This window comes from Streptosporangium minutum, from assembly GCF_002149035.1.
Taxonomy (GTDB): Bacteria; Actinomycetota; Actinomycetes; order Streptosporangiales; family Streptosporangiaceae; genus Streptosporangium; species Streptosporangium minutum.
Map to the genome: position 1 here is coordinate 1 of NZ_NGFP01000120.1, position 20,427 is coordinate 20,427.

Here is a 20,427-nt window from a genome sequence, read left to right on the forward strand (position 1 = left end):
GCCCGAGGCCCGAGATCGGGGAGCTTCCGGAGCCCCCCGCCGTCCCCGGACCGGCTCCCGAGCCCTTCCTCGAACCGGTCCCCGGCCCGGAGAAGCCCGTGCGCTGGGGTGACCTGGTCCGGCCCCGCCAGGGAGACCTGCTCGTCCACCCGCCCCGCGCCGCCGTACGGGAGCCCGAGCCCGAGAGCCGGGTCAGCGAACGGGTGGAGACCTGGGACCCGGGCGCGGAGCCCCCGCGGGAGCGGGAGACCGAGGTCGGCGACCGCGATGCCGACACCCAGCCGATCCGGGCGATGTCCGGCGGCCCCTCCCCGGACCCGGCGCACGGAGCTGAGGTGGCCGACCGCGAGGAGAGCGCCGCGGAGACGGCCCCCGAACTGTACGAGGAGAGCCCCGCGGACACGGCCCCCGGGCCGTACGAGGAGAGCCCCGCGGAGACGGCCCTTGGGCCGTACGAGGAGGGCGCCGCGGAGGAGGCCCGACACGGGACGCACGAGGAGAACCTCGCGGAGGCGACCTCCGGGCCGCGGACGGAGAAGGTCGGGAACAAGTCAGGCGAAAAGGATGAGAAAGCCGCGCCCCCGCCCTCCGGGCGCATGCGCAGCACGCCCACGCCGCCGGAAGAATGAGAGCCTGTCCCCTACCGCACCCCTTGATGTGATCTTCGGGTCGGCTCCGGGGCCCGGACGGAGCCGCCCGTCCAGGCCCCGGCGCCGCTGCCGTGTCCGAAGGCAGCGCGGCCGTGGGGCCTGGACATCACCCTGCGGATGGAGCCGAACGGCCGGGTCGTGTCCCGGCCGCCGTTCTCCACCCGGTATTGGACCGGCCCGCAGCTATTCGCTCACACATCGGTGAGCGGCGCCCCGCTGCGGACCGGCGATCTGCTCGCCTTCGAGCCCGTGTCAGGATCGGCCGGAGGCCGGTTCGGCACGTTTCCCGAACCGGCCTGGAACGGCCGAGACCCGCTCGGTATGCCTGACGGAACCGAACGGGTCTTCCTGGAGGACGGGGACGTCGTGTGCGTCACCGCGTCCGTCTCCGAGCCGGAGGGTGTCCGGTCGGGCCTCGGCGAGGTCATCGGGATGGCGCCCCGCTGTCTAGACCCTGGACCGCTTCAGGCCGGCGACCAGGCCGACACCGATGACGGCCAGGACGACCTGCATGACGAGCTCGATCCAGTCGATGCCGTTGGTGGTCGCGACGCCGAGAACCTGGGCGATCGCGGTGCCGATGAGAGCGGCGACGATGCCGACCACGATGGTCAGGATCCATCCGATCGCCTGCCTACCGGGAAGCAGGAGACGACCGATGGCGCCGATGACGGCACCGATGATGATGGCCCCGATGATGGACTCGATAGTCATATCTACCTCCCAGTGAAGTGAGGTGAGCCCTTCACTCTCACGGGGAGGTGGCTACCCCCTACGTCAGGGATATTCCTGGGAATGACAAAATTTCGATTCAGCGCGCCTTCCCGGCGCGCATCTGAACGACCAGCAGCACCCCGACGACGGCGAGCGCGAGCTGGAGGATGTGCTCCCACCAGTCGATTCCCCGCGTGTTCGCGATGCCGAGCAGAGCCGCGATGAGCGTGCCGATGAGAGCGGCGACGATGCCGACGATGAGCGTCAGCCCTATCGAGAGATTCTGGCGTCCGGGAATGATAAGCCGTGCCAGTGCTCCGATGATGGCTCCGATGACGATCGCGGAGACAATCGATCCAATCATGCCCTGCTCCCCCCCGGTGACGAGACATGGTCAATAGGGAGCTACCCAGGTCATTCATAGATCATTCGGAAAAAGGGGTGGCCCGTACCGCGCCAGGAAACGGGCCACCGCCTCGAATGTATCGGCGGGCATTCCGCGCCGCCCGCCGGAACGCTTTCGCGTTCCGTATTAGGAGACGCCTGAGACCGGCGGCAGGTTCACCACGATCGCAGTCGCCACGGCCGCCACGCCCTCGCCGCGCCCGGTGAGCCCCAGGCCGTCGGTCGTGGTGGCGCTGATGCTCACGGGCGCGCCCACGGCCGCGCTGAGCGCCTTCTCGGCCTCGGTACGGCGAGGCGCCAGCTTCGGCCGGTTGCCGATCACCTGGACGGCCACGTTGCCGATCTCGAAGCCGGCCGCGCGCACCTTCCTGGCGGCCTCCTCCAGCAGGGAGACGCCGGAGGCCCCTGCCCAGCGGGGATCGGACGTGCCGAACAGGCCGCCGAGATCGCCGAGACCCGCCGCGGACAGCAACGCGTCACAGGCGGCGTGGGCGGCGGCGTCGCCGTCGGAGTGCCCGTCGAGGCCGGTCTCACCCGGCCAGTGCAGACCCGCGAGATGCAACTCGCGCCCGGATGCGAACGGGTGGACGTCGACTCCGACGCCCACCCGTGGAAATGTCGTGTTCAGGAGTTGAGAACCTCGTCGAGCAGGGCTTCGGCCTTGTCCTCGTTGGTCTTCTCGGCGAGCGCGAGCTCGCTGACCAGGATCTGCCGGGCCTTGGCCAGCATTCGCTTCTCTCCTGCGGAGAGTCCGCGCTCCTTGTCTCGTCGCCACAGGTCGCGAACGACCTCGGCCACCTTGTTGACGTCACCGGACGCCAGCTTCTCGAGGTTGGCCTTGTAGCGGCGGGACCAGTTCGTGGGCTCTTCGGTGTGAGGCATGCGAAGCACGTCGAAAACGCGCTCAAGGCCCTCTTGGCCGACGACATCGCGAACACCCACGAGTTCTGCGTTGTCAGCCGGCACCTGGACGGTAAGGTCGCCCTTGTCGACCTTGAGAACCAGGTAGGTCCTTTCCTCACCCTTGATGGTTCGGGTCGTGATTGCCTCGATCCGAGCAGCCCCGTGGTGGGGGTAGACGACAGTGTCGCCGACCTGGAAAGTCATGTGACAAGTACCCCTTCCGCTGTACTCAAGAGTACCACGTATCCACAGCCTCCCGGAACAGTGAAATCACCATAACTGCAGGTCAAAGCGGCATATTAAGGCTTGACAAGGGCTCGACTCTATGAATCAAGGGTGAGAAAAGCGTCTATGACCTGCACTCCCCGTCTCCCGACGATCAGGTGGGGTGCCGGAAAACCCGGCAAAGCTCACGGATAGGGTTGGTCTCCGCCCTGTATCCTGTGTGACAAGGAGAACTCGCACCGTGACCCGCAACAGCCGTCACTGGGCGATCGCCGCCGCCGCGTTCCTCGCAGCCGCCCCGGTCCTGACCGGCTGTGGGGCCGGATTCGACGCGATTACCAACCAGCCCTACTCCCCGACCGAGGCGACCACCGCCAAGGTCCGGGGGATCGACATCTCCCAGGCCTTCTTCCTGGGCCCGGACTCCGGCGCGACCCTCCCGTCGGGAGGGGCCACGCCGCTCTACCTGTCCATGGTGAACACCGGGCAGGGGCCCGACCGGCTCCTCGGCGTCGGCGTCGACCCGGCCCTGGGCACCGCGAAGGTCACCGCGCCGGTCGACCTCCCCGTCCAGAAGCTGGTGAGCGTCGGCAAGCCCACGCCCACGGTCCTGATCGAGGGGCTCAAGCAGCCCCTCAGCGGCGGCGAGAGCATCTCGGTGCAGCTGCAGTTCGCCAACGCGGGCATCGTCCCCCTCACGATTCCGGTCATCACCCGCAGCCGTGAGTTCGCCCAGCTCCCGCAGGCTCCGGGCGCCACCGCGGCTCCCACGCCGACGCCCACGCCCTCCGCCACGGCGGAGCACGCCGAGGGCGACCACTAGCAGACGCCGGAGGGGGTGTACGGCCCGCGGGCCGTACACCCCCTTTTCGCGCGCCGCGCTGGCCCGCCGGACGCTTCCCAGCCGCCGCGGGGCCGCATCCGGCCCGCCGGACGCTTCTCAGCCGCCGCGGGGTCGGATCAGTCCTCCGCGGGGTCGAACTTGTAGCCCAGCCCGCGGACGGTGAGGATGCAACGCGGGTTGGAGGGGTCGGACTCGACCTTGGCGCGCAGCCGCTTGACGTGTACGTCCAGGGTCTTGGTGTCGCCCACGTAGTCGGCGCCCCAGACACGGTCGATGAGCTGGCCTCGGGTGAGGACCCGGCCGGCGTTGCGGAGCAGGACCTCCAGCAGCTCGAACTCCTTCAGGGGGAGCTGCACCTGCTGGCCGCGGACCGCGACGATGTGCCGGTCCACGTCCATCCGGACCGGGCCGGCGGCCAGCACGGCCGACTCCAGCTCCTCCACGTCTCCCTGGCGGCGCAGCACCGCGCGGATGCGGGCCACCAGCTCCCTTGAGGAGAAGGGCTTGGTCACGTAGTCGTCCGCGCCGAGCTCCAGCCCGACGACCTTGTCGATCTCGCTGTCCTTGGCGGTGAGCATGATCACAGGGACGTTGGAGCGCTGGCGGAGGGAGCGGCAGACCTCGGTGCCGGGCAGGCCGGGCAACATCAGGTCGAGCAGCACCAGATCGGCGCCGTTACGGTCGAAGGCGTCCAACGCCTCGGGGCCGGTGGCCGCGACCGCGACCTCGAAACCCTCCTTGCGCAGCATGTACGACAGAGCGTCGGAGAACGACTCCTCGTCCTCGACAACAAGCACGCGAGTCACTGCGCGGCCTCCTGGGGGATGGTGGTGCTGGGTACGGCCACCGCCATGCCGCCGAACGCGGGCAGGCGGAGGGTGAAGGTGGAGCCCGAGCCTTCCTTGCTCCACACCGTCACCGCGCCGTTGTGGGCGGCGGCGACGTGTTTGACGATGGCCAGGCCGAGGCCCGTGCCACCGGTCGCGCGTGAGCGGGCGGCGTCGACTCGGAAGAAACGCTCGAAGATCCGCTCCTGCGCGCTCTCCGGGATGCCGATCCCCTGGTCGCTCACGCTTATCTCGACGGATTCGATGTGGGCGCCCGCCGCACGCGCGCTGACCACGACCCGGGTGTGCTCGGGGCTGTAGGCGACCGCGTTGTCGATGAGGTTGCGCAGCGCGGTGACGAGGAGCTCGTCGTCGCCCCAGACCTGCAGGCCCTCGGCGCCGCCGGCGACGAGGGTGATGTCCTTGGCCGCCGCCGTGGTGTTGCAGCGGTCGATGGCCTCGTGCACGGCCTCGTCGATCGGGACGGGGCCGGGGGTGGGGATGGGCTCGGCTCCCTGGATCCTGGAGAGGGTGATGAGGTCCTGGACCAGGTAGGTGAGGCGGGCGGCCTCGTGTTGCATGCGCCCGGCGAAGCGGGTGACCGCCTCGGGATCGTCGGCGGCGTCCTGAATGGTCTCCGCCAGCAGCGACAGTGCGCCCACCGGCGTCTTGAGCTCGTGGCTCACGTTGGCGACGAAGTCGCGGCGCACCGCCTCGACGCGCCGGTGCTCGGTCTGGTCCTCGGCGAGCACCAGCACCTGACCGTACGAGCCCAGCGGGGCGACCCTGACCGCGAAGTTGGTCGACTCCTGGCCGAACTTGTGCCCGGCCACCTCGATCTCGCTCTCACGGATCTCGCCGTCCCTGCGCACCTGCCTGGCCAGCGCGAGCAGTTCGGCCGCCATCAGGTGGTCCCCCCGGACCAGACCGAACGCCCGCGCGGCCGAACTGGCCCGCAGCACCCGGTCCTCCTTGTCGAGCACGACCGCCGAGGACGGCAGTACGGCCAGCACCGAGGCGACCCCGTGGGGCAGTGCGCCGGGCTCGACGTCGTCCACCGGCGTCATCGTCCGTCGCTGTCCCACGTTCTGGCGGACGACCATCACGGCCAGCGCTCCCACGACGAAACCGGCCAGCGCGGCCAGGCTCGCCATCAGCTCACTCACGTGGTCCTCCTGTCGGGTTCACGCCCTTGATGGTAGGCGTGAGTTTCGCCGTTCAGGCAGCTCATGAGGGCACGACCATCGCCTTTCCCGCAAAGTTCACTTTACGGTCGAGGTTCGTTCACTGTCGCGCGCGTACGTTGAGGGCCATGCGCGACGCCTATCACGAAGAACTCGATGCCCTCACCGACCGGCTGGTCGAGATGACCCGCCTCGTGCGGTCCGCGATCTCCAGGGCCACCACCGCCCTGCTCGACTCCGATCTCCAGCTCGCGGAGAGCGTCATCTCCCATGACGAGGAGGTCGACCGGATCTTCTCGGAGATCGAGGCGTCGATCTTCGACCTGATGGCCAGGCAGCAGCCGGTGGCCGTGGACCTCCGCACGATCGTCGTGGCCCTGCGGATGGGCACCGACCTGGAGCGGATGGGCGACCTGGCCGAGCACGTGGCCAAGGTCGCCCGGCTGCGCCACCCGGAGTCGGCGATCCCGCCGGAGATCCGCTCCACCATCCTGGAGATGGGCCAGATCGCCGAGCGCCTGATCACCAAGACGGGTAGCTGCATCGCCTCGCGCGACGTGGAGTCGGCCCTGGAGCTGGAGGCGGACGACGACGCGATGGACAGGCTGCACCGCAGGCTGTTCAAGATCCTGATGGCCGAAGACTGGAGGTACGGCGTCGAGCCGGCCATCGACGTGACGCTGATCGGCCGCTACTACGAGCGCTACGCCGACCACGCGGTCCGGGTCGCCCAGGACGTGGTCTACCTGGTCACCGGCTCCCGCACGCAGGACGCCGACCTCCGGTAGGCCCGCCGTCCCTCACCGGTCCCTTCGAGCCCGGTGAGGAACGGCGAGAAGGAGTGCGGACGAGGAAGGGCCCGCCGATCGGCGGGCCCTTCCTCCTTGCTCTGTCCCGGCCCAGGCCTTCCCGTGCCCCGTTCCGACCCCGGCGTCCGTCCGCCGGGGGCCGGGGAACCTACTTGCCCTGGTTGGCGACGGCCTCGATCGCCGCCTTGGCGGCCTCGGGGTCGAGGTACAGGCCGCCCTTGGTGACCGGCCGGAAGTCGGCGTCGAGCTCGTAGCGGAGCGGGATGCCGGTGGGGATGTTGAGCCCGGCGATCTCGTCGTCGCCGATCCCGTCCAGGTGCTTGACCAGGGCGCGCAGGGAGTTGCCGTGCGCGACGACCAGGACGGTCCTGCCCGCGGACAGATCCGGCACGATCTGGTCGTACCAGTACGGCAGCATGCGCTCGACGACGTCCTTGAGGCACTCGGTCCTCGGCAGCAGCTCGTCCGGCAGCGCCGCGTAGCGCTGGTCGCCGATCTGCGAGAACTCGTCGTCGTCGGCGATCGGGGGCGGCGGGGTGTCGTAGGAACGGCGCCAGAGCATGAACTGCTCGTCACCGAACTCGGCGCGCGTCTGCGCCTTGTCCTTGCCCTGCAGCGCGCCGTAGTGGCGCTCGTTGAGCCGCCAGGAGCGGGTGACCGGCAGCCAGAGCAGGTCGGCGGCGCCGAGCGCGAGGTTGGCGGTCTGGATGGCCCGGGTCAGCACCGAGGTGTGGACCACGTCGGGCAGCACCCCCGCGTCGATCAGCAGTTGCCCGCCGCGCCGCGCCTCCTCCTCGCCCTTGGCCGAGAGCCCCGCGTCCACCCATCCGGTGAACAGACCCTTAGCGTTCCACTCGCTCTCACCATGCCGTAGCAGCACCAAAGTCGCCATGCGGACAAGCTTAGTGGGCGGTCCGTTCAGCGTTCGGGGTCGGCGAACCGGGCGAACGCCTGGAGGTTGGCCAGCGACTCGCCCCGCTTGGCGCGCCACTCCCACTCCCGCCGGATCGAGGAGGCGAAGCCCAGCTCCAGCGCCCGGTCGAAGCCCTCGTCGGAGTAGGTGAGCACGCAGCCGAGGAGCCGGTCGATCTCCTCCTCGGAGACCGCGGCCAGCGGGACCCGGCCGATGAGGTAGACGTCGCCGACCGGGTCGAGGGCGAAGTGCACGCCGTAGGTGGAACCGTTCTTGGTCAGCAGCCAGCGGTAGAACTCGGCGTGGTTCTCGTCGGGCTGACGGCAGAAGAACGCCTCCACGTGCAGGACCCGGTCCCCCACGATCAGCCACGTCATGGTCGCGAGCTTGTGCTGGCCGGGGAGCTTCGCCAGGAAGGCCCCCGGCCGGGGCTCCTCGTAGGAGACTTCCGCGCTCTTGAGCGCGGCCTCGATCACTTCACGCATGCGCTCAGCCTACGAGCTGACCGCGATCGGGACGTGGTGCAGGTTCGCCATCGCCCCGGCGTAGACCTCCGCGAGCCGGGCGGCGGTGGCCGACCAGCCGAAGGCCGCGGCCTGGGCCACCGCCCCCTCCGAGAGCGCGTCCCGCCAGGCCGGCCGGTTCACGAACCGGCTGAGCACCTGCGCCCAGTCCTGCGGGTCGTGCCCCTCGACGAGCACGCCGGAGACGCCGTCGGCCACCGCGGTGCGCAGCCCGCCCACGGACGCCGCGGCGACCGGCGTGCCGCAGGCCTGCGACTCCAGGGCGACCAGGCCGAACGACTCGTTGTGCGAGGGGACCACCGTCACGTCGGCCGCGCGGTACCAGTCGGCCAGCTCGTGCTGGGGCGCCGGGGGGACGATCCTGACCACGTCCGAGATGCCCAGCGAGACGGCCACGTCGGTGAGGTAGGAGGGCCGGGCCAGGCCGTTGCCGCTGGGGCCGCCGACGCAGACGACGACGAGCCTCGACCGGAGCGAGGGGTCGTCGATGAGCATCCGGGCCGCGGCGCGCAGCAGCACGTCGGGGGCCTTGAGCGGCTGCACGCGGCCCACGAACAGCAGCACGTGGGCGTCCTGCGGCAGGCCGAGCCGGTGACGGGCCGCGCCCCTGGAGGCGGGCTGGAAGACGCTGAGGTTCACCCCGGGGTTGACGACCTCGACGCGGCCGGGGGCGGCGCCGTACAGGTCGATGAGCTCCTGGGCCTCGGTCGGGGTGTTGGCCACCAGCCGGTCGGCCACCTGGACGACCTGCTCCTCGCCCAGCACGCGGGCGGTCGGCTCGGGTCTGTCGTCCTCGGCGAGCAGGAGGTTCTTCACCTTGGCCATGGTGTGCATGGTGTGCACCAGCGGCACGCCCCAGCGCTCCTTGGCCAGCCAGCCCACCTGGCCGGAGAGCCAGTAGTGGGAGTGGATCACGTCGTAGCGGCCGGGTTCGTACATGGCCTCGGTGCGCAGCACGCCGGACAGGAAACCGCAGAGCTGGCCGGGCAGGTCGCCCTTGTCGAGCTCCTCGTACGGCCCGGCGGTGACGTGACGGACCGAGACCCCCGGTGTGATCTCGGCGACCGGTGGCAGGTCGCGGGACGTCTGCCGGGTGAAGATCTCGACCTCCACCCCGAGCTGGGCCAGACGTCTGGCCGCTTCCACGATGTAGACGTTCATGCCGCCCGCGTCTCCCGTACCCGGCTGATCCAGGGGGGACGTGTGCATGCTGATCGTCGCGACCCGGTTGACCCGCCGTCGCCTCACCGACACCACCTCCGAAAGGGATATAACTAACCAATAGTTCGCAACATTCCCTTCGTGTGGACGCGCTGGGATCGGTGGCGGACGGTCCTGGCAGGATTGAGGGCCATGAACAGGACAGCAGTGGTGACGGGTGCCAGCAGCGGGATCGGAGAGGCGACGGCACGCCGCCTCGCCGCGGAGGGCTTCGACGTGGTGGCCGCGGCGCGGCGCCGGGACCGGCTGGACAAGCTGGCCGCCGAGGTGCCCGAAATCCGCGCGGTGACGCTGGACGTGACCTCCCAGGAGTCGGTCGACGAGCTCGCCGCCTCGCTGGACCGCTGTGACGTGCTGGTCAACAACGCCGGCGGCGCGGTCGGGCTGGAGCCGGTGGCGAGCGGGGACGTGGCCGACTGGCAGAAGATGTACGACGTCAACGTGCTCGGCTCGCTCCGCGTCACCCAGGCGCTGCTGCCCCGTCTCGTCGAGTCCGGCGACGGCGTGCTGGTGATGCTGACCTCGGTCGCCGGGCTGGTCTCCTACGAGGGCGGCGGCGGCTACAACGCGGCCAAGCACGCCCAGAGCTCGATGGCCGAGGTGCTCCGGCTGGAGCTGTGCGGGGAGCCGGTCCGGATCGTCGAGATCGCCCCCGGCATGGTCCACACCGAGGAGTTCGCCCTCAACCGCTTCCGCGGCGACTCCACCGCCGCCGACCGCGTCTACCAGGGCGTCCCCGGCCCGCTCTCCGCCGACGACGTGGCCGACGCCGTCGCGTGGTGCGTCACCCGCCCCGCCCACGTGAACATCGACCGCCTGGTCATCCGTCCCCGCGCCCAGGCCGCCCAGTACAAGATCCACCGCGTCTGACCGTGCGGAGACCGATCGGGGAGATCACCAGGGGGACGACGGGCCACAACCGGCTCCGGCGGGCCGACCGGTGGATCGCCGCCGTCCACGGCCGCCTCCTGCGCTCGGCGGACCGGCCGCTGGTGGTCGACCTGGGCTACGGGGCCTCGCACACCACGACGCTGGAGCTGTTCCTGCGGCTGCGGCGGGTCTGTCCCTCGGTCGAGGTCGTCGGCATCGAGATCGACCCGGCCAGGGTGGCGGCGGCGAAGCCGTACGAACGGCCGGGGCTGTCCTTCGCGCTCGGCGGCTTCGAGCTGCCGGTCGGCCGGCCGCCGCTGCTGGTCCGGGCGTTCAACGTGCTCAGGCAGTACGGCGAGGCCGAGGCGTGGGACTACTGGGCGATGCTCCGGGGGAGGATCGCCCGGGACGGGGTGATCGTCGAGGGCACCTGCTCGGAGGTGGGCCACCGCGCGGTCTGGGCCGGGCTCGACGCCTCCGGTCCGCGGACGCTGACCTTCTCCGCCCGGTTCGACGCCTTCGACCGCCCCTCCGACCTCGCCGATCGCCTGCCCAAGACGCTGATCCACCGCAACGTCCCCGGCGAGCCCGTGCACGCCTTCCTGCGGGACTTCGACCACGCCTGGGCGGTCAACGCCCCTCTCGCCTCCTACGGTTCCCGCCAGCGCTGGATGGCCGCCGTGCGGACGCTCTCCGGGACCTGGCCGGTGGCGGCGCGCCCCCCGCTCGGCGGCCGGTCACGCTGGCGGCTGGGCGAGGTCACGCTCCCCTGGACGGCCGTCGCCCCCGGCCCTGTCAGCCGGTCCGGTTAAGGTCGATTCCATGCCCGAACTACGTTTTGTCACTGACCCCGAGCTCACCCCCGAACTGATCGACGAGCTCGTCGGCTGCTGGACCGACGTGAGCAACGCGGGCGGATCCGTCGGCTTCGTCCCCCCGGTGACCGCCTCCGACATCCAGGAGACGGCCGACGCCGCCTTCTCCCGCTGCGGCGACCTCGATCACCTGCTGGTCGGTTTCGACGCCGAGGGCCGGGTGGCCTGCTGGCTGGTCCTGGGCGACGCCGGGTCGTGGCTGCGGGCCCACTGGCGCTGGGTGCTGCGCGTGATGGTCCACCCCAAGCACCAGGGCAGGGGCTACGGCTCCCAGCTGATGCGCGCCGCCGCCGACGCCGCCCGCGCCATGGGCGTCGAGGCGCTGCACCTGACCGTGCGCGGCGGCACGGGGACCGAGCGCTTCTACGCGGGCCTGGGGTACACCGAGGTCGGCCGCATTCCCAAGGCCATCCGGGTCGCCCCCGGCGACGACCGTGACGAGATCTACATGGTCAGCCACCTCTCCCTCCTGCCCTGAGCGGCGCCGCCCAAGGGACGGTGCCGCCTTGAGAGACGGTGCCGCCTTGAGAGACGGTGCCGCCTTGAGAGACGGTGCCTCCGCCGTGGGGGCGCCCGGTGAATGCCTCCGGGAGTGCCGCCCGGATCATCCGCCCACCGCGGTCACCCGGGCGGCGCCTCGCCGAGCGCCCGTTCGAAGGCGGCGTAGGCCGCCGCGTCGAACAGCACGAACCTCACCTCGGCGACGCTCGTGGGCGTCCCCCGCACGGTCGACAGCGCGACGCGGGCGCCGTCGTCCATCGGCCATCCGTAGACGCCGGTGGAGATCGCGGGGAAGGCCACGGTCTCCGCTCCCAGCTCGTCGGCGACCCGCAGTGACTCCCGGTAACACGACGCGAGCTGCTCCGAGCGGTCCTCGGAGGCCGAGTGGACCGGACCGACGGTGTGGATCACCCAGCGGGCGGGGAGCCTGCCGGCGGTGGTGGCGACCGCCTGTCCGGTGGGCAGTCCCCGGCCGTACCGCGACGCCCTCAGCGCCCGGCACTCCTGGAGGATCTCCGGGCCGCCCCGGCGATGGATGGCCCCGTCCACGCCCCCGCCGCCCAGCAGCGAGGAGTTCGCCGCGTTCACCACGGCGTCGACGTCCTGGCCGGTGATGTCCCCTTGGATCAGCTTGATCTCCATGATGGGTGAATACCCGGGAAACCGGGTTCACGCGGAGGGGACGGCTCCGACGGCCGCACCCGCGGGAGATCGCGCCTCCGGCGCCGCCCGTCGCCGGCCGGGCGCCCGTCGCCGGGGCGGTCGCGGCGACCCCTCGCGCCTCCGGCCGGACCTGACTCGACAACCCGTAGTACTACCCCTCGTGGTGCGGGAGTTAGGCTTGTCCACGTGAAGGGTCTCGGCGAGCTTGAACGCAGCATCATGGACATCATCTGGGCACAGCCATCAGCGGTGACGGCGCGTGAGGTCGGTCGCCTGATCGCCGACCGGGACCTCGCGCCCACGACCGTGATGACCGTGCTCGACCGGTTGACCCGCAAGGGGTTCCTCGTACGGACCCGTGACGGGCGCGCATGGCGGTACGAACCCGCCGAGAGCCGCGACTCATACATCGCGGAGCTTATGCTGGAAGCACTCGACCTGACCGGAGACCGGTCGGCCGCCCTTACCCGATTCGCCCAGGCCGTCTCCGGCAACGAGGCGGAGATCCTGCGCAGAGCCCTGACGGAGCTGGAGGACGAGTGATAACCGCTGCAGCCCTGGCGACACTCGCCCTGGTCTGCGCGGTCGGAGCCTGGCGTTTCACCCGGGCCCGATGGACCTACCGTGCCCCGCACGTGGCCATCGTCCTGTGGCAGGCGCTCGGCGTCACCTGGGGCCTTGCCGGGACCGGCACGCTGCTCGCCTACGCCCTGGAGCCCTACGGCCAGGGGGTGCTGCACGGTCTGGCCGCCTTCGCCGCCTCCGCGCTCGGCGGCGGGTACGGCCCGGCCGAGCCGTACGACCTGCCGAGGATCGTGGCCCTCATCACCGGGCTGACCGCGCTCGTCGTGCTCGTCGTGGTGCTCCTGATCGCGGGTGTGCAGACGTTGCGCGCCCGCCACCGCCACCGCACCCTGCTCGCCCTCGTCGCCCGCGAGGACCCGGAGGTCCCCGGCGTGCGGGTGGTCGACCACCCGGGCGCCACCGCCTACTGCGTGCCGGGGCTCCGCTCCCAGGTCGTGGTCAGCGCGGGCACCCTGAAGCTGCTCTCGCCCGCCGAGCTGAGCGCGGTGCTCGCCCACGAGGCCGCCCACGTGCGCGAGCGGCACGACCTGGTGCTGCTCCCGTTCGCCGCGCTGCGCCGGGCCCTGCCCTGGTCGCGGCTCGTCGCGAACGTGCAGGACGAGGTCAGCCTGCTGGTGGAGATGGCCGCCGACGACGTCGCCCGCCGCTACTGCTCGCCCCGCCGGCTGGCCACCGCCCTGCTCCGCTTCGGCACGGCGGGCGCCGTACCGACCCCGAACGGGGCGATGGGCGCGGCGGGCTCCTGTTCCGCGGTGATGGCCCGGGTCGAGCGCCTCGTCACTCCGGGGCCCGCCCTGTCCCGCGGGGTCCGCTACAGCATCGTCGCCTTCTCCGTCACGCTGACCGTCTCGGCCCCCCTGCTCTGGCTGGTGCCGCACTAACCGGTGCTTGCAACTGTTAGCCAGCCCGTTTGCAATTGCAAGCAGTGTCGGGCAGACTGAAGGCATGGCACTACCCAAGGTCGGCTCGATCGGCGAGTACATCCGCGAGCAGCGCACGCACGCGAAGATCTCCCTGCGCCAGCTCGCCGCCGCGGCGGGGGTCTCCAACCCCTATCTCAGCCAGATCGAGCGAGGACTGCGCAAGCCCAGCGCGGAGATCTTGAACCAGATCGCCAAGGGCCTGCACATCTCCTCACAGGCGCTGTACGTCCAGGCGGGCCTCATCGAGGAGCGCGAGCCGGACAGCGACGTGCTGACCGCGATCAGAGCCGATCACCTCATCACCGAGCGCCAGCGCCAGGTGCTGATCGACATCTACGAGTCGTTCCGCAAGGAGAACCGGGCCGGGGCCCCGGACGAGGACGCGCAGACCTCCCAGGAAGCGCATCCCGCACCGGAGCCCCATGGGGGCGACGTCGTCTCCTCGCCGAACGACGAGGTGCCACTGCCCGAGGGGTATCTCGCCGCACTGAAGCCCTATGCGGCTCCCAAGGGCAACGGCAACGTCACACCGGAAACCAAGGAAGGTTAACCCATGACTCTCGCCACCGAAGTCAAGAAGCTCGCCGAGTCCAAGCCGTTCTACGCCGTCGCCGGCGCCGGGGACTTCGCCGTCGAGAAGCTCCGTGAGCTCCCGGAGCAGATCCAGAAGCTGCAGGGCCGCCGCGAGGAGTTCCGCGAGGCCGCCAAGGACCTCCCCGAGAAGGCCCGTGAGTTCGCCGGCAAGGCCGAGGACTACGCCAAGGACTTCAGCGGGAAGGCCGAGGGCTACGCCAAGGACTTCCCGGAGAAGGCCCGCGTCTACGCCGACCAGTTCACCGGCAAGGCCGTCGAGCTCTACGAGGAGTTCGCCAGCCGCGGCCGCAGGGTCGTCTCCAAGGCGAGCGGCGAGGCCGCCCTGGAGCTGGAGGAGGTCTCCGAGGCCGCCGAGCCCGCGGTCGCCACCCAGGCCACCAGGAAGAACAGCCGCACCCCGAAGACCGGCTCCGCCCCGAAGGCATGAGGCCGTCCGCGCCGGGCCCCCGCCGGGGGCCCGGCGCACCTCACGGTCCCGGTGTCGTCCGCGGGGTCAGTCCCTGCCCTGCCATGTCGTGACGCACGCCTCGTTGCCCTCCACGTCCGCCAGCACCCAGAAGGCGGGCGCCTGGACGTCCGACAGCAGCACCCCGCCTGCGGCCAGCGCGGCCGCGATGCGGTGGGGCGCCTCGTCGTGCGGGACCGAGACGTCGAAATGGATCCGGTTGCGCTGCGGTCGGGGCGCGTCCATCTGCTGGAACCAGATCGCCGGGCCCTGGCCGACGGGATCGACGATCGGGTCCTCGGCGCCGCAGGCGCCGGCCTCGTCGGCGTAGCCCATCACCGCCTTCCAGAACGGGCGGACCGCGGCGATGTCGAGCGCGTCGATCGCGATCTCAAGGACCTGGTCCGACCGCGACTCCCGGCCGCCGGCCCCGGCGTCGGTGCGCAGGCCGAGCTCATCCACAGCCGCGGAGATCCGCCGGGCGAGCCCGATCTCCAGCGGCGTCACCAGACCGGTGGCCGACGACTGCAGGCTGAGGACCAGCCGGTCCCGGCGGGCGTCCATCGACAGGCTTCCGTCGCCGTCGTCACCGGCCACGGCCGCCATCCGCGCGGCGACGTCGGCCGACTGGGCCAGCGCCGTCACGGTCACCGACGCGCGCAGGAGGCCCAGGACGTAACGCCATCCCAGGTCGCCGACGGCGTCGGAGATCTCCCGCCGGGTCAGTCTTCTACCGGCATCCGGAACATTCTGTGTCATGTCAGCATGATCGCAGCAGGCCCCGGCACGGGAGCGGCGTTCTCCGGCATCCGCCCGCGCCGCCGTACGGCGAGTGCATACGGGGCCGAGGACGACGCGGAGGGGAGTTTCGGCATTAGGCTGGCAGGCACCAGTGAAGCGAGCGTTTTGGAGAGACGATGTTCCAGATCCACGGCGTTCTGGACCTGATCTTCTGGGTCCTGGCCATCGGCGTCTTCGCCCTGTCGGCCTGGGCTCTCGTGCACGCTCTGCGGACCCCGGCGCGGGCGTTCGCGGTCACCGGCAAGCAGAGCAAGAACCTCTGGCTGATCATCCTCGGTCTGGCGACGCTGTTCGGATTCGCCGCGGCGGTGCAGTACCTCAGCGTGCTGAGCATCTTCACGATCGCGTCCGTCATCGCCTCGTCCATCTACCTGGCGGACGTGCGACCCGCCGTGCGAGAGATCGGCAAGGGCGGCAACCAGGGCCCCTACGGTCCCTGGTAGCGCCTCCGGCGGAGTAATCGACTTGCCCGCGTCCGACCGGGCGGATAGACACTCCGGGTGATGTTCGCGAACAAGCCCACCCTGTCCGGCGAGCGCGTGACGCTCCGCCCCGTCGGCCCCGAGCACGTCGACGGCCTCTGGGAGCTCGTCAACGACCCGGAGACCATGCGGCTCACCGGCTCCCAGGGAAAGATCGACCGCGAGGCGGCCAAGATCTGGTACGGCTCGCGCGGCGACCACGACGACCGGCTGGACCTGGCGATCTGCACCGCCGGGGATGACGCCTACGTCGGCGAGGTGGTGCTCAACGAACTCGACACGCACAACCTGTCCTGCAACCTGCGCATCGCCCTGATCGGCCCGCGCGCGTTCGGCAAGGGCTACGGCACCGAGGCGATCCGGCTGCTGCTCGACCACGTCTTCGCCACCACCGAGCTCCACCGGGTCGGCCTGGAGGTCTTCGGCTTCAACGAGCGGGCCGTCCACGTGTACCGAAAGGTGGGGTTCGTCGAGGAGGGCGTGCGCCGCGACGTCCTGCGACAGGACGGCGAGTGGCACAACTCGATCATGATGTCGGTGCTCGCCTCTGACTGGCTGTAAGGCAAATTTGACATACATCTGGTGATTTTTCGGAAACATCTTTTGACACTTCCGAAACAATGCTACGTTCACTGGGAGCGCTCCCACCTGTGCGGAATCTTGGTGTGGAGGAAGTTATGTCTGATCTACCCACACTTGCCCAGGTTGCGGCAGAAGCAGGGGTCTCCCCTGCCACCGCCTCCCGGGTACTCACCGGTTCGGTCAGGGTCAGCACATCGACCCGTAGGCAGGTGCACGACGCGATCTCGCGTCTCGGTTACGTACGGCACCGCGCGCCCCGGGGCGGGGCCGGCCGCCGATCCGACCAGGTCGTGGCCGTCGTGGTCTGCGAACCCGCACACCGGCTGTTCACCGAGTCCTTCTACGCCAGGATGATCACCACGGTGGAGGAGGTGCTCACCGGCCACGGCGTGCCGCTGGCGGTGATGACGGCCACCGCCGCGACCTCCACCATCGCCACGCCACCGCTCGTCGCCGGAGGAGTCGACGGCGTCCTGCTGATCGGCGCACGGGACCGGCACCCCCTCGCGGTGACCCTGGCCGCGTCCGGCATCCCCGTACGGAGCGCGGGCCGCCCGCCGGACGGCATCGACCTCCCGCACGTCGACATGGACAACCGCGACGGCGGCAGGCAGGCGGCCGAGCACTTCCTCCTCGGCGGCCGGCGGGCCGTCGGCGTCATCGCGGGACCGCCCGGCCTGCCGGCGTCGCGGGACCGGCTCGACGGCTTCGTGCAGACGCTCGCCCTGGCCGGGATGACCGGCGTGCCGGTGGCCTACGGCGACTTCACCCACTCCTCGGGGGTGCACGGCACGCAGTGGCTGCTGCGCCGGATGCCGCACGTCGACGCCGTGTTCGCCGCCTCCGACGTGATGGCCGCGGCGGCCGTACAGACCCTGCGCCGCACCGGCCGGCGGGTGCCCGAGGACGTGGCGGTGATCGGCTTCGACGACGCCCCCATCGCCCGGCGGACCTCTCCCGCCCTCACCACCGTCCGCCAGCCCGTGGAGGAGTTCGCCGCGCTCGCCACCCGGCTGCTGCTGCTCTCGATGACCTCGGCCGACACCGTGAGGAACGACCCGGTACTCCCCACCGAGCTGGTGGTCCGTGAGTCCGCCTGAGCCCGGCGGACTCCGCGCGGGAGAGGTGCTCGCCCGCAGATACCTGCTGCTCGAACCGATCGCGCGGGGCGGCATGAGCGTCATCTGGCGGGCCTTCGACCAGTCCCTGCAGCGGCTGGTCGCGGTCAAGCTGCTGGACGGCGAGATCGGCGCCGACCGGGGGGGCCGCGAGCTCATCCGCCGTGAAGCACGTGCCACCGCGCGGCTCATCCATCCCGACGCGATCGAGGTCTACGACTACGGCGAGACGGTGACCTCGCACGGCCGGCTCGCCGCCTATGTGGTGATGCGGCTGCTCGAAGGGCGCCCGCTGTCCGACCGGATCTCGCAGGGACCGCTGCCGTGGGCGGAGGCGGCGCTGATCGCCGCCCGGCTGGCCAACGTGCTGGCCGCCGCCCACGGGCGGGGCATCGTCCACCGGGACGTCACAGCCGAGAACGTGCTGCTGACCGCGGACGGCGCCAAGCTGCTCGACTTCGGCATCGCGGCGTTCATCGGGGAGGAGGAGGGCGAGGACCGCGCCTCCGACTACGGCACGCCGCCCTACGTCGCCCCCGAACGGCTGACCGGCATGACCGCCGACCCGGCGAGCGACGTCTACGCGCTCGGCGTGCTGCTCTTCGAGATGCTCACCGGCGGCACGCCGTACCCGGAACGGACCTGGGAGGAGATCGAGAACGTCCGGCGGGTGGGGCCGCCGCCCGCCGTCTGCGCCCCGGGACTGCCTTCCGAGGTCGCCGCGCTCTGCCGGGACTGCCTGTCGCACGGGCCCGAGGCCCGGCCGAAGGCGCAGAAGCTGGCCGACGGCCTCGCCGCGGCCCTGGCCGGAGCCCGTACGGCCCCGAGCGCCGTGGTCATGCGCTGGACGGCGGTCGCGGCGGCCACCGCGCTGGTCGCGGGGGTGCTGGCGTGGCACCAGATCAACGCCGCCCCGGGTCGGCGGCCACCCCCCGCCGCGGCCCTGGGCACCGCCTCCGCCCTCGCGCCCGGCGCCACTCCCGTCCCCACCGCACGCCCCACGCCGGCCACGACCCCCGGACGCGGCCGTGACCTGTCCACCCCGCAGGCGGACCGGACGGAGGCCACTCCACGGACGCCTCCCTGGGTGAAGGTGATCCGATCGTCGATGCCGAGCCTCAGCCAGAGCGTGCGGCGCTTCAACGCGCTGCTGGCCGAGAGCGAGGACAGGGGCGGGATCCGCCCCGACGTGGCACTGGACCTGCGGCAGGTGCTGGCCAACAGCGTCTGCTGCTCCCGCGATCTCGCCTCCGTCCGGGAGAAGATCGCCGACCGGCACCGGGAGGGCTCCCTGCCCGGCGAACTCCGCGTGGCGCTGGAGTCGCAGCTCCAGCTCGTGGCGATCGCACTCGCCGGATAGACGCGGACCACGCCGGACGGCCCCTGGGAACGGAGCGGCCGGCGGCTACCAGATCATCTCCCCGGGCGGAAACTCCCGTCCCTGCTGACGGGGACGGAATGCGCGGCCTCCGGGCCGGAAAGGCTGTCTTCGTCCAGCGGAATGGTGAGGGCGGAACTCGGCGTAGTCCATCACGAACGCGACGGCGTTCAGCTCCTCACCGACAGTCCGGTGGGGTCGTCCGCGTCGTGGCCCACTCGCCCGTTCTCCTGGAATCGGACCCGCGCTGTCAGCTGGGGAACCGGCCACTGATCTCGCTGTCCTGGACTGGGAGAACAGGTCTGCGGATCAGGGCGGGACGAGTCCCTGTGAGTCCCCATGAGTGACCGTGGTTCTCCGCCGGTTTCGGCACGCATCTGGCGAGAAATCTCGATGTCGAGGGACCTTTGAAAGCCTGAAGGGCGGCGATCCCGGTCCCGCTGGAGCCCTTGGGTGTGCGGTGTCGCTGTCGCAAGCAGAACGGCTTGCGTAGACTCGTGGCCATGAGCGCCGGGCATGCGCATGAGGAGCTTCATCACCTGGTGGATCGGCTGTCGCCGGACCAGGCGCGTCGGCTCCTGCGCTTGGTCAAGACAGATCCAGAACTGGCTGAGACGGCCGACGAGGAGCCATCCGAGCCGGTTCGGCGTCGTCGGCTGTCGATCGCCGGGATCGGCGCATCCGGCGAGGGAGATCTGTCGGAACGGGTCGAAGATCTGCTGGCGGAGCGGTTCAATCGGTCGGTGTGACTGCCACGCTTCTGGACACCGGCCCTTTGATCGCTGTCGTCGATCGAGATGACAGGCACCATGTCTCATGTGTACGGCTTCTTGAGGAACTGGAGGGGCCGCTGCTTCTTCCGTCGACGATCTTGATCGAAGCCGGTTGGACGATCAACAGGCATATGGGGCCTGCCGTACACGCCCAGTTTCTTGATCTCGCAATCGAAGAGTTCGAGCTGGTTGATCTGCTTCCTATGGATGTACGACGGATGGCCGAACTCGTCCGGCTCTATAAGGATGCTCGGCTCGACCCGGCTGACGTGTCCGTGGTCGCCGTCGCCGAGCGTCTGGGCATCACACAGATCGCGACGATCGACCGACGGGATTTCACGCTCATTCGTCCTCGGCACGTATCGGCGTTCAGGTTGCTGCCAGAGGTACTTGCCTGAGAGTTGTGGAGCGGGTGACGGGAATCGAACCCGCGCTGTCGGCTTGGGGAGTCTCTGACGAGCCGGCCCCGGACAAGGTCCCACCCCCGGGACAGGCGGCTGGAACAAGCGCTCGGCTGGATATCCGTAGGACTTTGAAAGTTTCACGGTCCGGGAATCCGCCCGCGCGGATCGCAGCAGCCTGACGGCGTGCCGTGCGAAACGTGGGCGTAACCGGCGA

26 protein-coding genes and 1 pseudogene are annotated in these 20,427 nt (G+C 70.6%); 16 read left to right on the forward strand and 11 right to left on the reverse strand.

Going from position 1 to position 20,427, the window contains the following annotated elements; genetic code table 11:
• Positions 1-629, forward strand: a pseudogene (locus tag CA984_RS46400) (hypothetical protein); the annotation flags it as partial.
• 468 nt (positions 630-1,097) lie between these two features.
• On the opposite strand, the gene CA984_RS24400 reads toward CA984_RS46400, so the two are convergent.
• The 4 genes from CA984_RS24400 to CA984_RS24415 form a co-directional block, all read right to left on the reverse strand.
• Complete coding sequence (locus tag CA984_RS24400) at positions 1,098-1,364, reverse strand: GlsB/YeaQ/YmgE family stress response membrane protein (protein ID WP_012887716.1); 267 nt, start codon at positions 1,362-1,364, stop codon at positions 1,098-1,100.
• Between the two features lie 97 nt (positions 1,365-1,461).
• Positions 1,462-1,728: a GlsB/YeaQ/YmgE family stress response membrane protein gene (locus CA984_RS24405; protein ID WP_031171483.1), complete on the reverse strand. Its 267-nt coding sequence runs from the start codon at positions 1,726-1,728 to the stop codon at positions 1,462-1,464.
• Between the two features lie 168 nt (positions 1,729-1,896).
• Complete coding sequence (gene ispF / locus CA984_RS24410; protein ID WP_086575889.1) at positions 1,897-2,376, reverse strand: 2-C-methyl-D-erythritol 2,4-cyclodiphosphate synthase; 480 nt, start codon at positions 2,374-2,376, stop codon at positions 1,897-1,899.
• A gap of 17 nt (positions 2,377-2,393) precedes the next feature.
• The gene (locus CA984_RS24415; RefSeq protein ID WP_012887713.1) at positions 2,394-2,876 is read right to left on the reverse strand and encodes a CarD family transcriptional regulator; all 483 of its coding nucleotides are present in this window, start codon (positions 2,874-2,876) and stop codon (positions 2,394-2,396) included.
• Between the two features lie 262 nt (positions 2,877-3,138).
• Between CA984_RS24415 and CA984_RS24420 the strand changes: the two genes are divergently transcribed.
• Positions 3,139-3,720, forward strand: a complete 582-nt coding sequence (locus tag CA984_RS24420; RefSeq protein ID WP_086575890.1) for a copper chaperone PCu(A)C domain-containing protein — start codon at positions 3,139-3,141, stop codon at positions 3,718-3,720.
• Between the two features lie 137 nt (positions 3,721-3,857).
• Here the strand turns inward: CA984_RS24420 and CA984_RS24425 are convergent, their stop codons facing one another.
• Complete coding sequence (locus CA984_RS24425) at positions 3,858-4,547, reverse strand: response regulator transcription factor (protein ID WP_086575891.1); 690 nt, start codon at positions 4,545-4,547, stop codon at positions 3,858-3,860.
• Positions 4,544-5,722, reverse strand: a complete 1,179-nt coding sequence (locus CA984_RS24430) for a sensor histidine kinase (protein WP_086575910.1) — start codon at positions 5,720-5,722, stop codon at positions 4,544-4,546. The genes CA984_RS24425 and CA984_RS24430 overlap by 4 nt, the downstream gene beginning before the upstream one ends.
• A gap of 158 nt (positions 5,723-5,880) precedes the next feature.
• On the opposite strand from CA984_RS24430, the gene phoU reads away from it, so the two are divergent.
• Positions 5,881-6,540, forward strand: a complete 660-nt coding sequence (phoU, locus tag CA984_RS24435) for a phosphate signaling complex protein PhoU (RefSeq protein ID WP_086575892.1) — start codon at positions 5,881-5,883, stop codon at positions 6,538-6,540.
• 169 nt (positions 6,541-6,709) lie between these two features.
• On the opposite strand, the gene CA984_RS24440 is transcribed toward phoU, so the two are convergent.
• Genes CA984_RS24440 through mshA form a run of 3 tightly spaced genes read right to left on the reverse strand, consistent with a single transcriptional unit; the run spans position 6,710 to position 9,252 of the window.
• Positions 6,710-7,453 (reverse strand): phosphoglyceromutase, encoded by a 744-nt coding sequence (locus CA984_RS24440; protein WP_086575893.1) that lies wholly within the window; start codon positions 7,451-7,453, stop codon positions 6,710-6,712.
• A 26-nt stretch (positions 7,454-7,479) separates the two neighbouring features.
• The gene (locus CA984_RS24445; protein WP_012887707.1) at positions 7,480-7,959 is read right to left on the reverse strand and encodes a type III secretion system chaperone family protein; all 480 of its coding nucleotides are present in this window, start codon (positions 7,957-7,959) and stop codon (positions 7,480-7,482) included.
• A gap of 9 nt (positions 7,960-7,968) precedes the next feature.
• On the reverse strand, positions 7,969-9,252 hold the full coding sequence (gene mshA / locus CA984_RS24450; protein ID WP_086575911.1) for a D-inositol-3-phosphate glycosyltransferase: 1,284 nt from the start codon (positions 9,250-9,252) through the stop codon (positions 7,969-7,971).
• A gap of 99 nt (positions 9,253-9,351) precedes the next feature.
• Between mshA and CA984_RS24455 the strand changes: the two genes are divergently transcribed.
• From CA984_RS24455 to CA984_RS24465, 3 genes are read left to right on the forward strand one after another with little or no spacing between them, the layout of a single operon-like run.
• Positions 9,352-10,089, forward strand: coding sequence for an SDR family oxidoreductase (locus CA984_RS24455; RefSeq protein ID WP_086575894.1), 738 nt, complete (start codon positions 9,352-9,354; stop codon positions 10,087-10,089).
• A 2-nt stretch (positions 10,090-10,091) separates the two neighbouring features.
• Entirely contained in the window at positions 10,092-10,901 is an 810-nt protein-coding gene (locus CA984_RS24460; RefSeq protein WP_086575895.1) for an SAM-dependent methyltransferase, read from the forward strand.
• 10 nt (positions 10,902-10,911) lie between these two features.
• Positions 10,912-11,442, forward strand: a complete 531-nt coding sequence (locus tag CA984_RS24465; protein ID WP_086575896.1) for a GNAT family N-acetyltransferase — start codon at positions 10,912-10,914, stop codon at positions 11,440-11,442.
• A 143-nt stretch (positions 11,443-11,585) separates the two neighbouring features.
• Here the strand turns inward: CA984_RS24465 and CA984_RS24470 are convergent, their stop codons facing one another.
• On the reverse strand, positions 11,586-12,107 hold the full coding sequence (locus CA984_RS24470) for an O-acetyl-ADP-ribose deacetylase (protein WP_086575897.1): 522 nt from the start codon (positions 12,105-12,107) through the stop codon (positions 11,586-11,588).
• Positions 12,108-12,314: 207 nt separating this feature from the next.
• Here CA984_RS24470 and CA984_RS24475 point away from each other — a divergent pair, with 207 nt between their 5' ends.
• The 4 genes from CA984_RS24475 to CA984_RS24490 all read left to right on the forward strand — a co-directional run bounded on the left by CA984_RS24475 (position 12,315) and on the right by CA984_RS24490 (position 14,657).
• Entirely contained in the window at positions 12,315-12,671 is a 357-nt protein-coding gene (locus CA984_RS24475) for a BlaI/MecI/CopY family transcriptional regulator (protein WP_081937863.1), read from the forward strand.
• Positions 12,668-13,594 (forward strand): M56 family metallopeptidase, encoded by a 927-nt coding sequence (locus CA984_RS24480; RefSeq protein WP_086575898.1) that lies wholly within the window; start codon positions 12,668-12,670, stop codon positions 13,592-13,594. The genes CA984_RS24475 and CA984_RS24480 overlap by 4 nt, the downstream gene beginning before the upstream one ends.
• 64 nt (positions 13,595-13,658) lie before the next feature.
• The gene (locus tag CA984_RS48815) at positions 13,659-14,186 is read left to right on the forward strand and encodes a helix-turn-helix domain-containing protein (RefSeq protein ID WP_086575899.1); all 528 of its coding nucleotides are present in this window, start codon (positions 13,659-13,661) and stop codon (positions 14,184-14,186) included.
• 3 nt (positions 14,187-14,189) lie between these two features.
• Positions 14,190-14,657, forward strand: a complete 468-nt coding sequence (locus CA984_RS24490) for a hypothetical protein (protein ID WP_086575900.1) — start codon at positions 14,190-14,192, stop codon at positions 14,655-14,657.
• Positions 14,658-14,723: 66 nt separating this feature from the next.
• Here CA984_RS24490 and CA984_RS24495 read toward each other — a convergent pair whose 3' ends face one another.
• Positions 14,724-15,434, reverse strand: coding sequence for a VOC family protein (locus CA984_RS24495; protein WP_086575901.1), 711 nt, complete (start codon positions 15,432-15,434; stop codon positions 14,724-14,726).
• Between the two features lie 158 nt (positions 15,435-15,592).
• On the opposite strand from CA984_RS24495, the gene CA984_RS24500 reads away from it, so the two are divergent.
• The 6 genes from CA984_RS24500 (at position 15,593) to CA984_RS24525 (ending at position 20,207) form a co-directional block, all read left to right on the forward strand.
• Complete coding sequence (locus CA984_RS24500) at positions 15,593-15,919, forward strand: DUF2516 family protein (RefSeq protein ID WP_031171517.1); 327 nt, start codon at positions 15,593-15,595, stop codon at positions 15,917-15,919.
• Between the two features lie 60 nt (positions 15,920-15,979).
• Positions 15,980-16,519 carry a GNAT family N-acetyltransferase gene (locus CA984_RS24505; protein WP_086575902.1) on the forward strand — a complete coding sequence of 180 codons (540 nt, stop codon included), beginning with the start codon at positions 15,980-15,982 and terminating at the stop codon, positions 16,517-16,519.
• A 116-nt stretch (positions 16,520-16,635) separates the two neighbouring features.
• On the forward strand, positions 16,636-17,640 hold the full coding sequence (locus CA984_RS24510; RefSeq protein WP_086575903.1) for a LacI family DNA-binding transcriptional regulator: 1,005 nt from the start codon (positions 16,636-16,638) through the stop codon (positions 17,638-17,640).
• A complete protein-coding gene (locus CA984_RS24515; RefSeq protein ID WP_133061767.1) occupies positions 17,627-19,018 on the forward strand; it encodes a serine/threonine-protein kinase in 1,392 nt (463 codons plus the stop codon). The genes CA984_RS24510 and CA984_RS24515 overlap by 14 nt, the downstream gene beginning before the upstream one ends.
• Positions 19,019-19,539: 521 nt before the next feature.
• The gene (locus CA984_RS24520) at positions 19,540-19,785 is read left to right on the forward strand and encodes a hypothetical protein (protein ID WP_133061768.1); all 246 of its coding nucleotides are present in this window, start codon (positions 19,540-19,542) and stop codon (positions 19,783-19,785) included.
• Positions 19,782-20,207, forward strand: coding sequence for a type II toxin-antitoxin system VapC family toxin (locus tag CA984_RS24525; RefSeq protein WP_086575906.1), 426 nt, complete (start codon positions 19,782-19,784; stop codon positions 20,205-20,207). Before CA984_RS24520 ends, CA984_RS24525 begins: the two co-directional genes overlap by 4 nt.
• Positions 20,208-20,427: the final 220 nt, after the last annotated feature.

Coding starts and splice junctions, on each gene's coding strand:
- CA984_RS24490 (WP_086575900.1), top strand. CDS start 14,190: ATGACTCTCGCCACCGAAGTCAAGAAGCTCGCCGAGTCCAAGCCGTTC.
- CA984_RS24455 (WP_086575894.1), top strand. CDS start 9,352: ATGAACAGGACAGCAGTGGTGACGGGTGCCAGCAGCGGGATCGGAGAG.
- CA984_RS24465 (WP_086575896.1), top strand. CDS start 10,912: ATGCCCGAACTACGTTTTGTCACTGACCCCGAGCTCACCCCCGAACTG.
- CA984_RS24520 (WP_133061768.1), top strand. CDS start 19,540: ATGAGCGCCGGGCATGCGCATGAGGAGCTTCATCACCTGGTGGATCGG.
- CA984_RS24445 (WP_012887707.1), bottom strand. CDS start 7,959: ATGCGTGAAGTGATCGAGGCCGCGCTCAAGAGCGCGGAAGTCTCCTAC.
- CA984_RS24430 (WP_086575910.1), bottom strand. CDS start 5,722: ATGGCGAGCCTGGCCGCGCTGGCCGGTTTCGTCGTGGGAGCGCTGGCC.
- CA984_RS24495 (WP_086575901.1), bottom strand. CDS start 15,434: ATGACACAGAATGTTCCGGATGCCGGTAGAAGACTGACCCGGCGGGAG.
- CA984_RS24440 (WP_086575893.1), bottom strand. CDS start 7,453: ATGGCGACTTTGGTGCTGCTACGGCATGGTGAGAGCGAGTGGAACGCT.
- CA984_RS24405 (WP_031171483.1), bottom strand. CDS start 1,728: ATGATTGGATCGATTGTCTCCGCGATCGTCATCGGAGCCATCATCGGA.
- CA984_RS48815 (WP_086575899.1), top strand. CDS start 13,659: ATGGCACTACCCAAGGTCGGCTCGATCGGCGAGTACATCCGCGAGCAG.
- phoU (WP_086575892.1), top strand. CDS start 5,881: ATGCGCGACGCCTATCACGAAGAACTCGATGCCCTCACCGACCGGCTG.
- CA984_RS24510 (WP_086575903.1), top strand. CDS start 16,636: ATGTCTGATCTACCCACACTTGCCCAGGTTGCGGCAGAAGCAGGGGTC.
- CA984_RS24470 (WP_086575897.1), bottom strand. CDS start 12,107: ATGGAGATCAAGCTGATCCAAGGGGACATCACCGGCCAGGACGTCGAC.
- CA984_RS24400 (WP_012887716.1), bottom strand. CDS start 1,364: ATGACTATCGAGTCCATCATCGGGGCCATCATCATCGGTGCCGTCATC.
- CA984_RS24500 (WP_031171517.1), top strand. CDS start 15,593: ATGTTCCAGATCCACGGCGTTCTGGACCTGATCTTCTGGGTCCTGGCC.
- CA984_RS24505 (WP_086575902.1), top strand. CDS start 15,980: ATGTTCGCGAACAAGCCCACCCTGTCCGGCGAGCGCGTGACGCTCCGC.
- CA984_RS24415 (WP_012887713.1), bottom strand. CDS start 2,876: ATGACTTTCCAGGTCGGCGACACTGTCGTCTACCCCCACCACGGGGCT.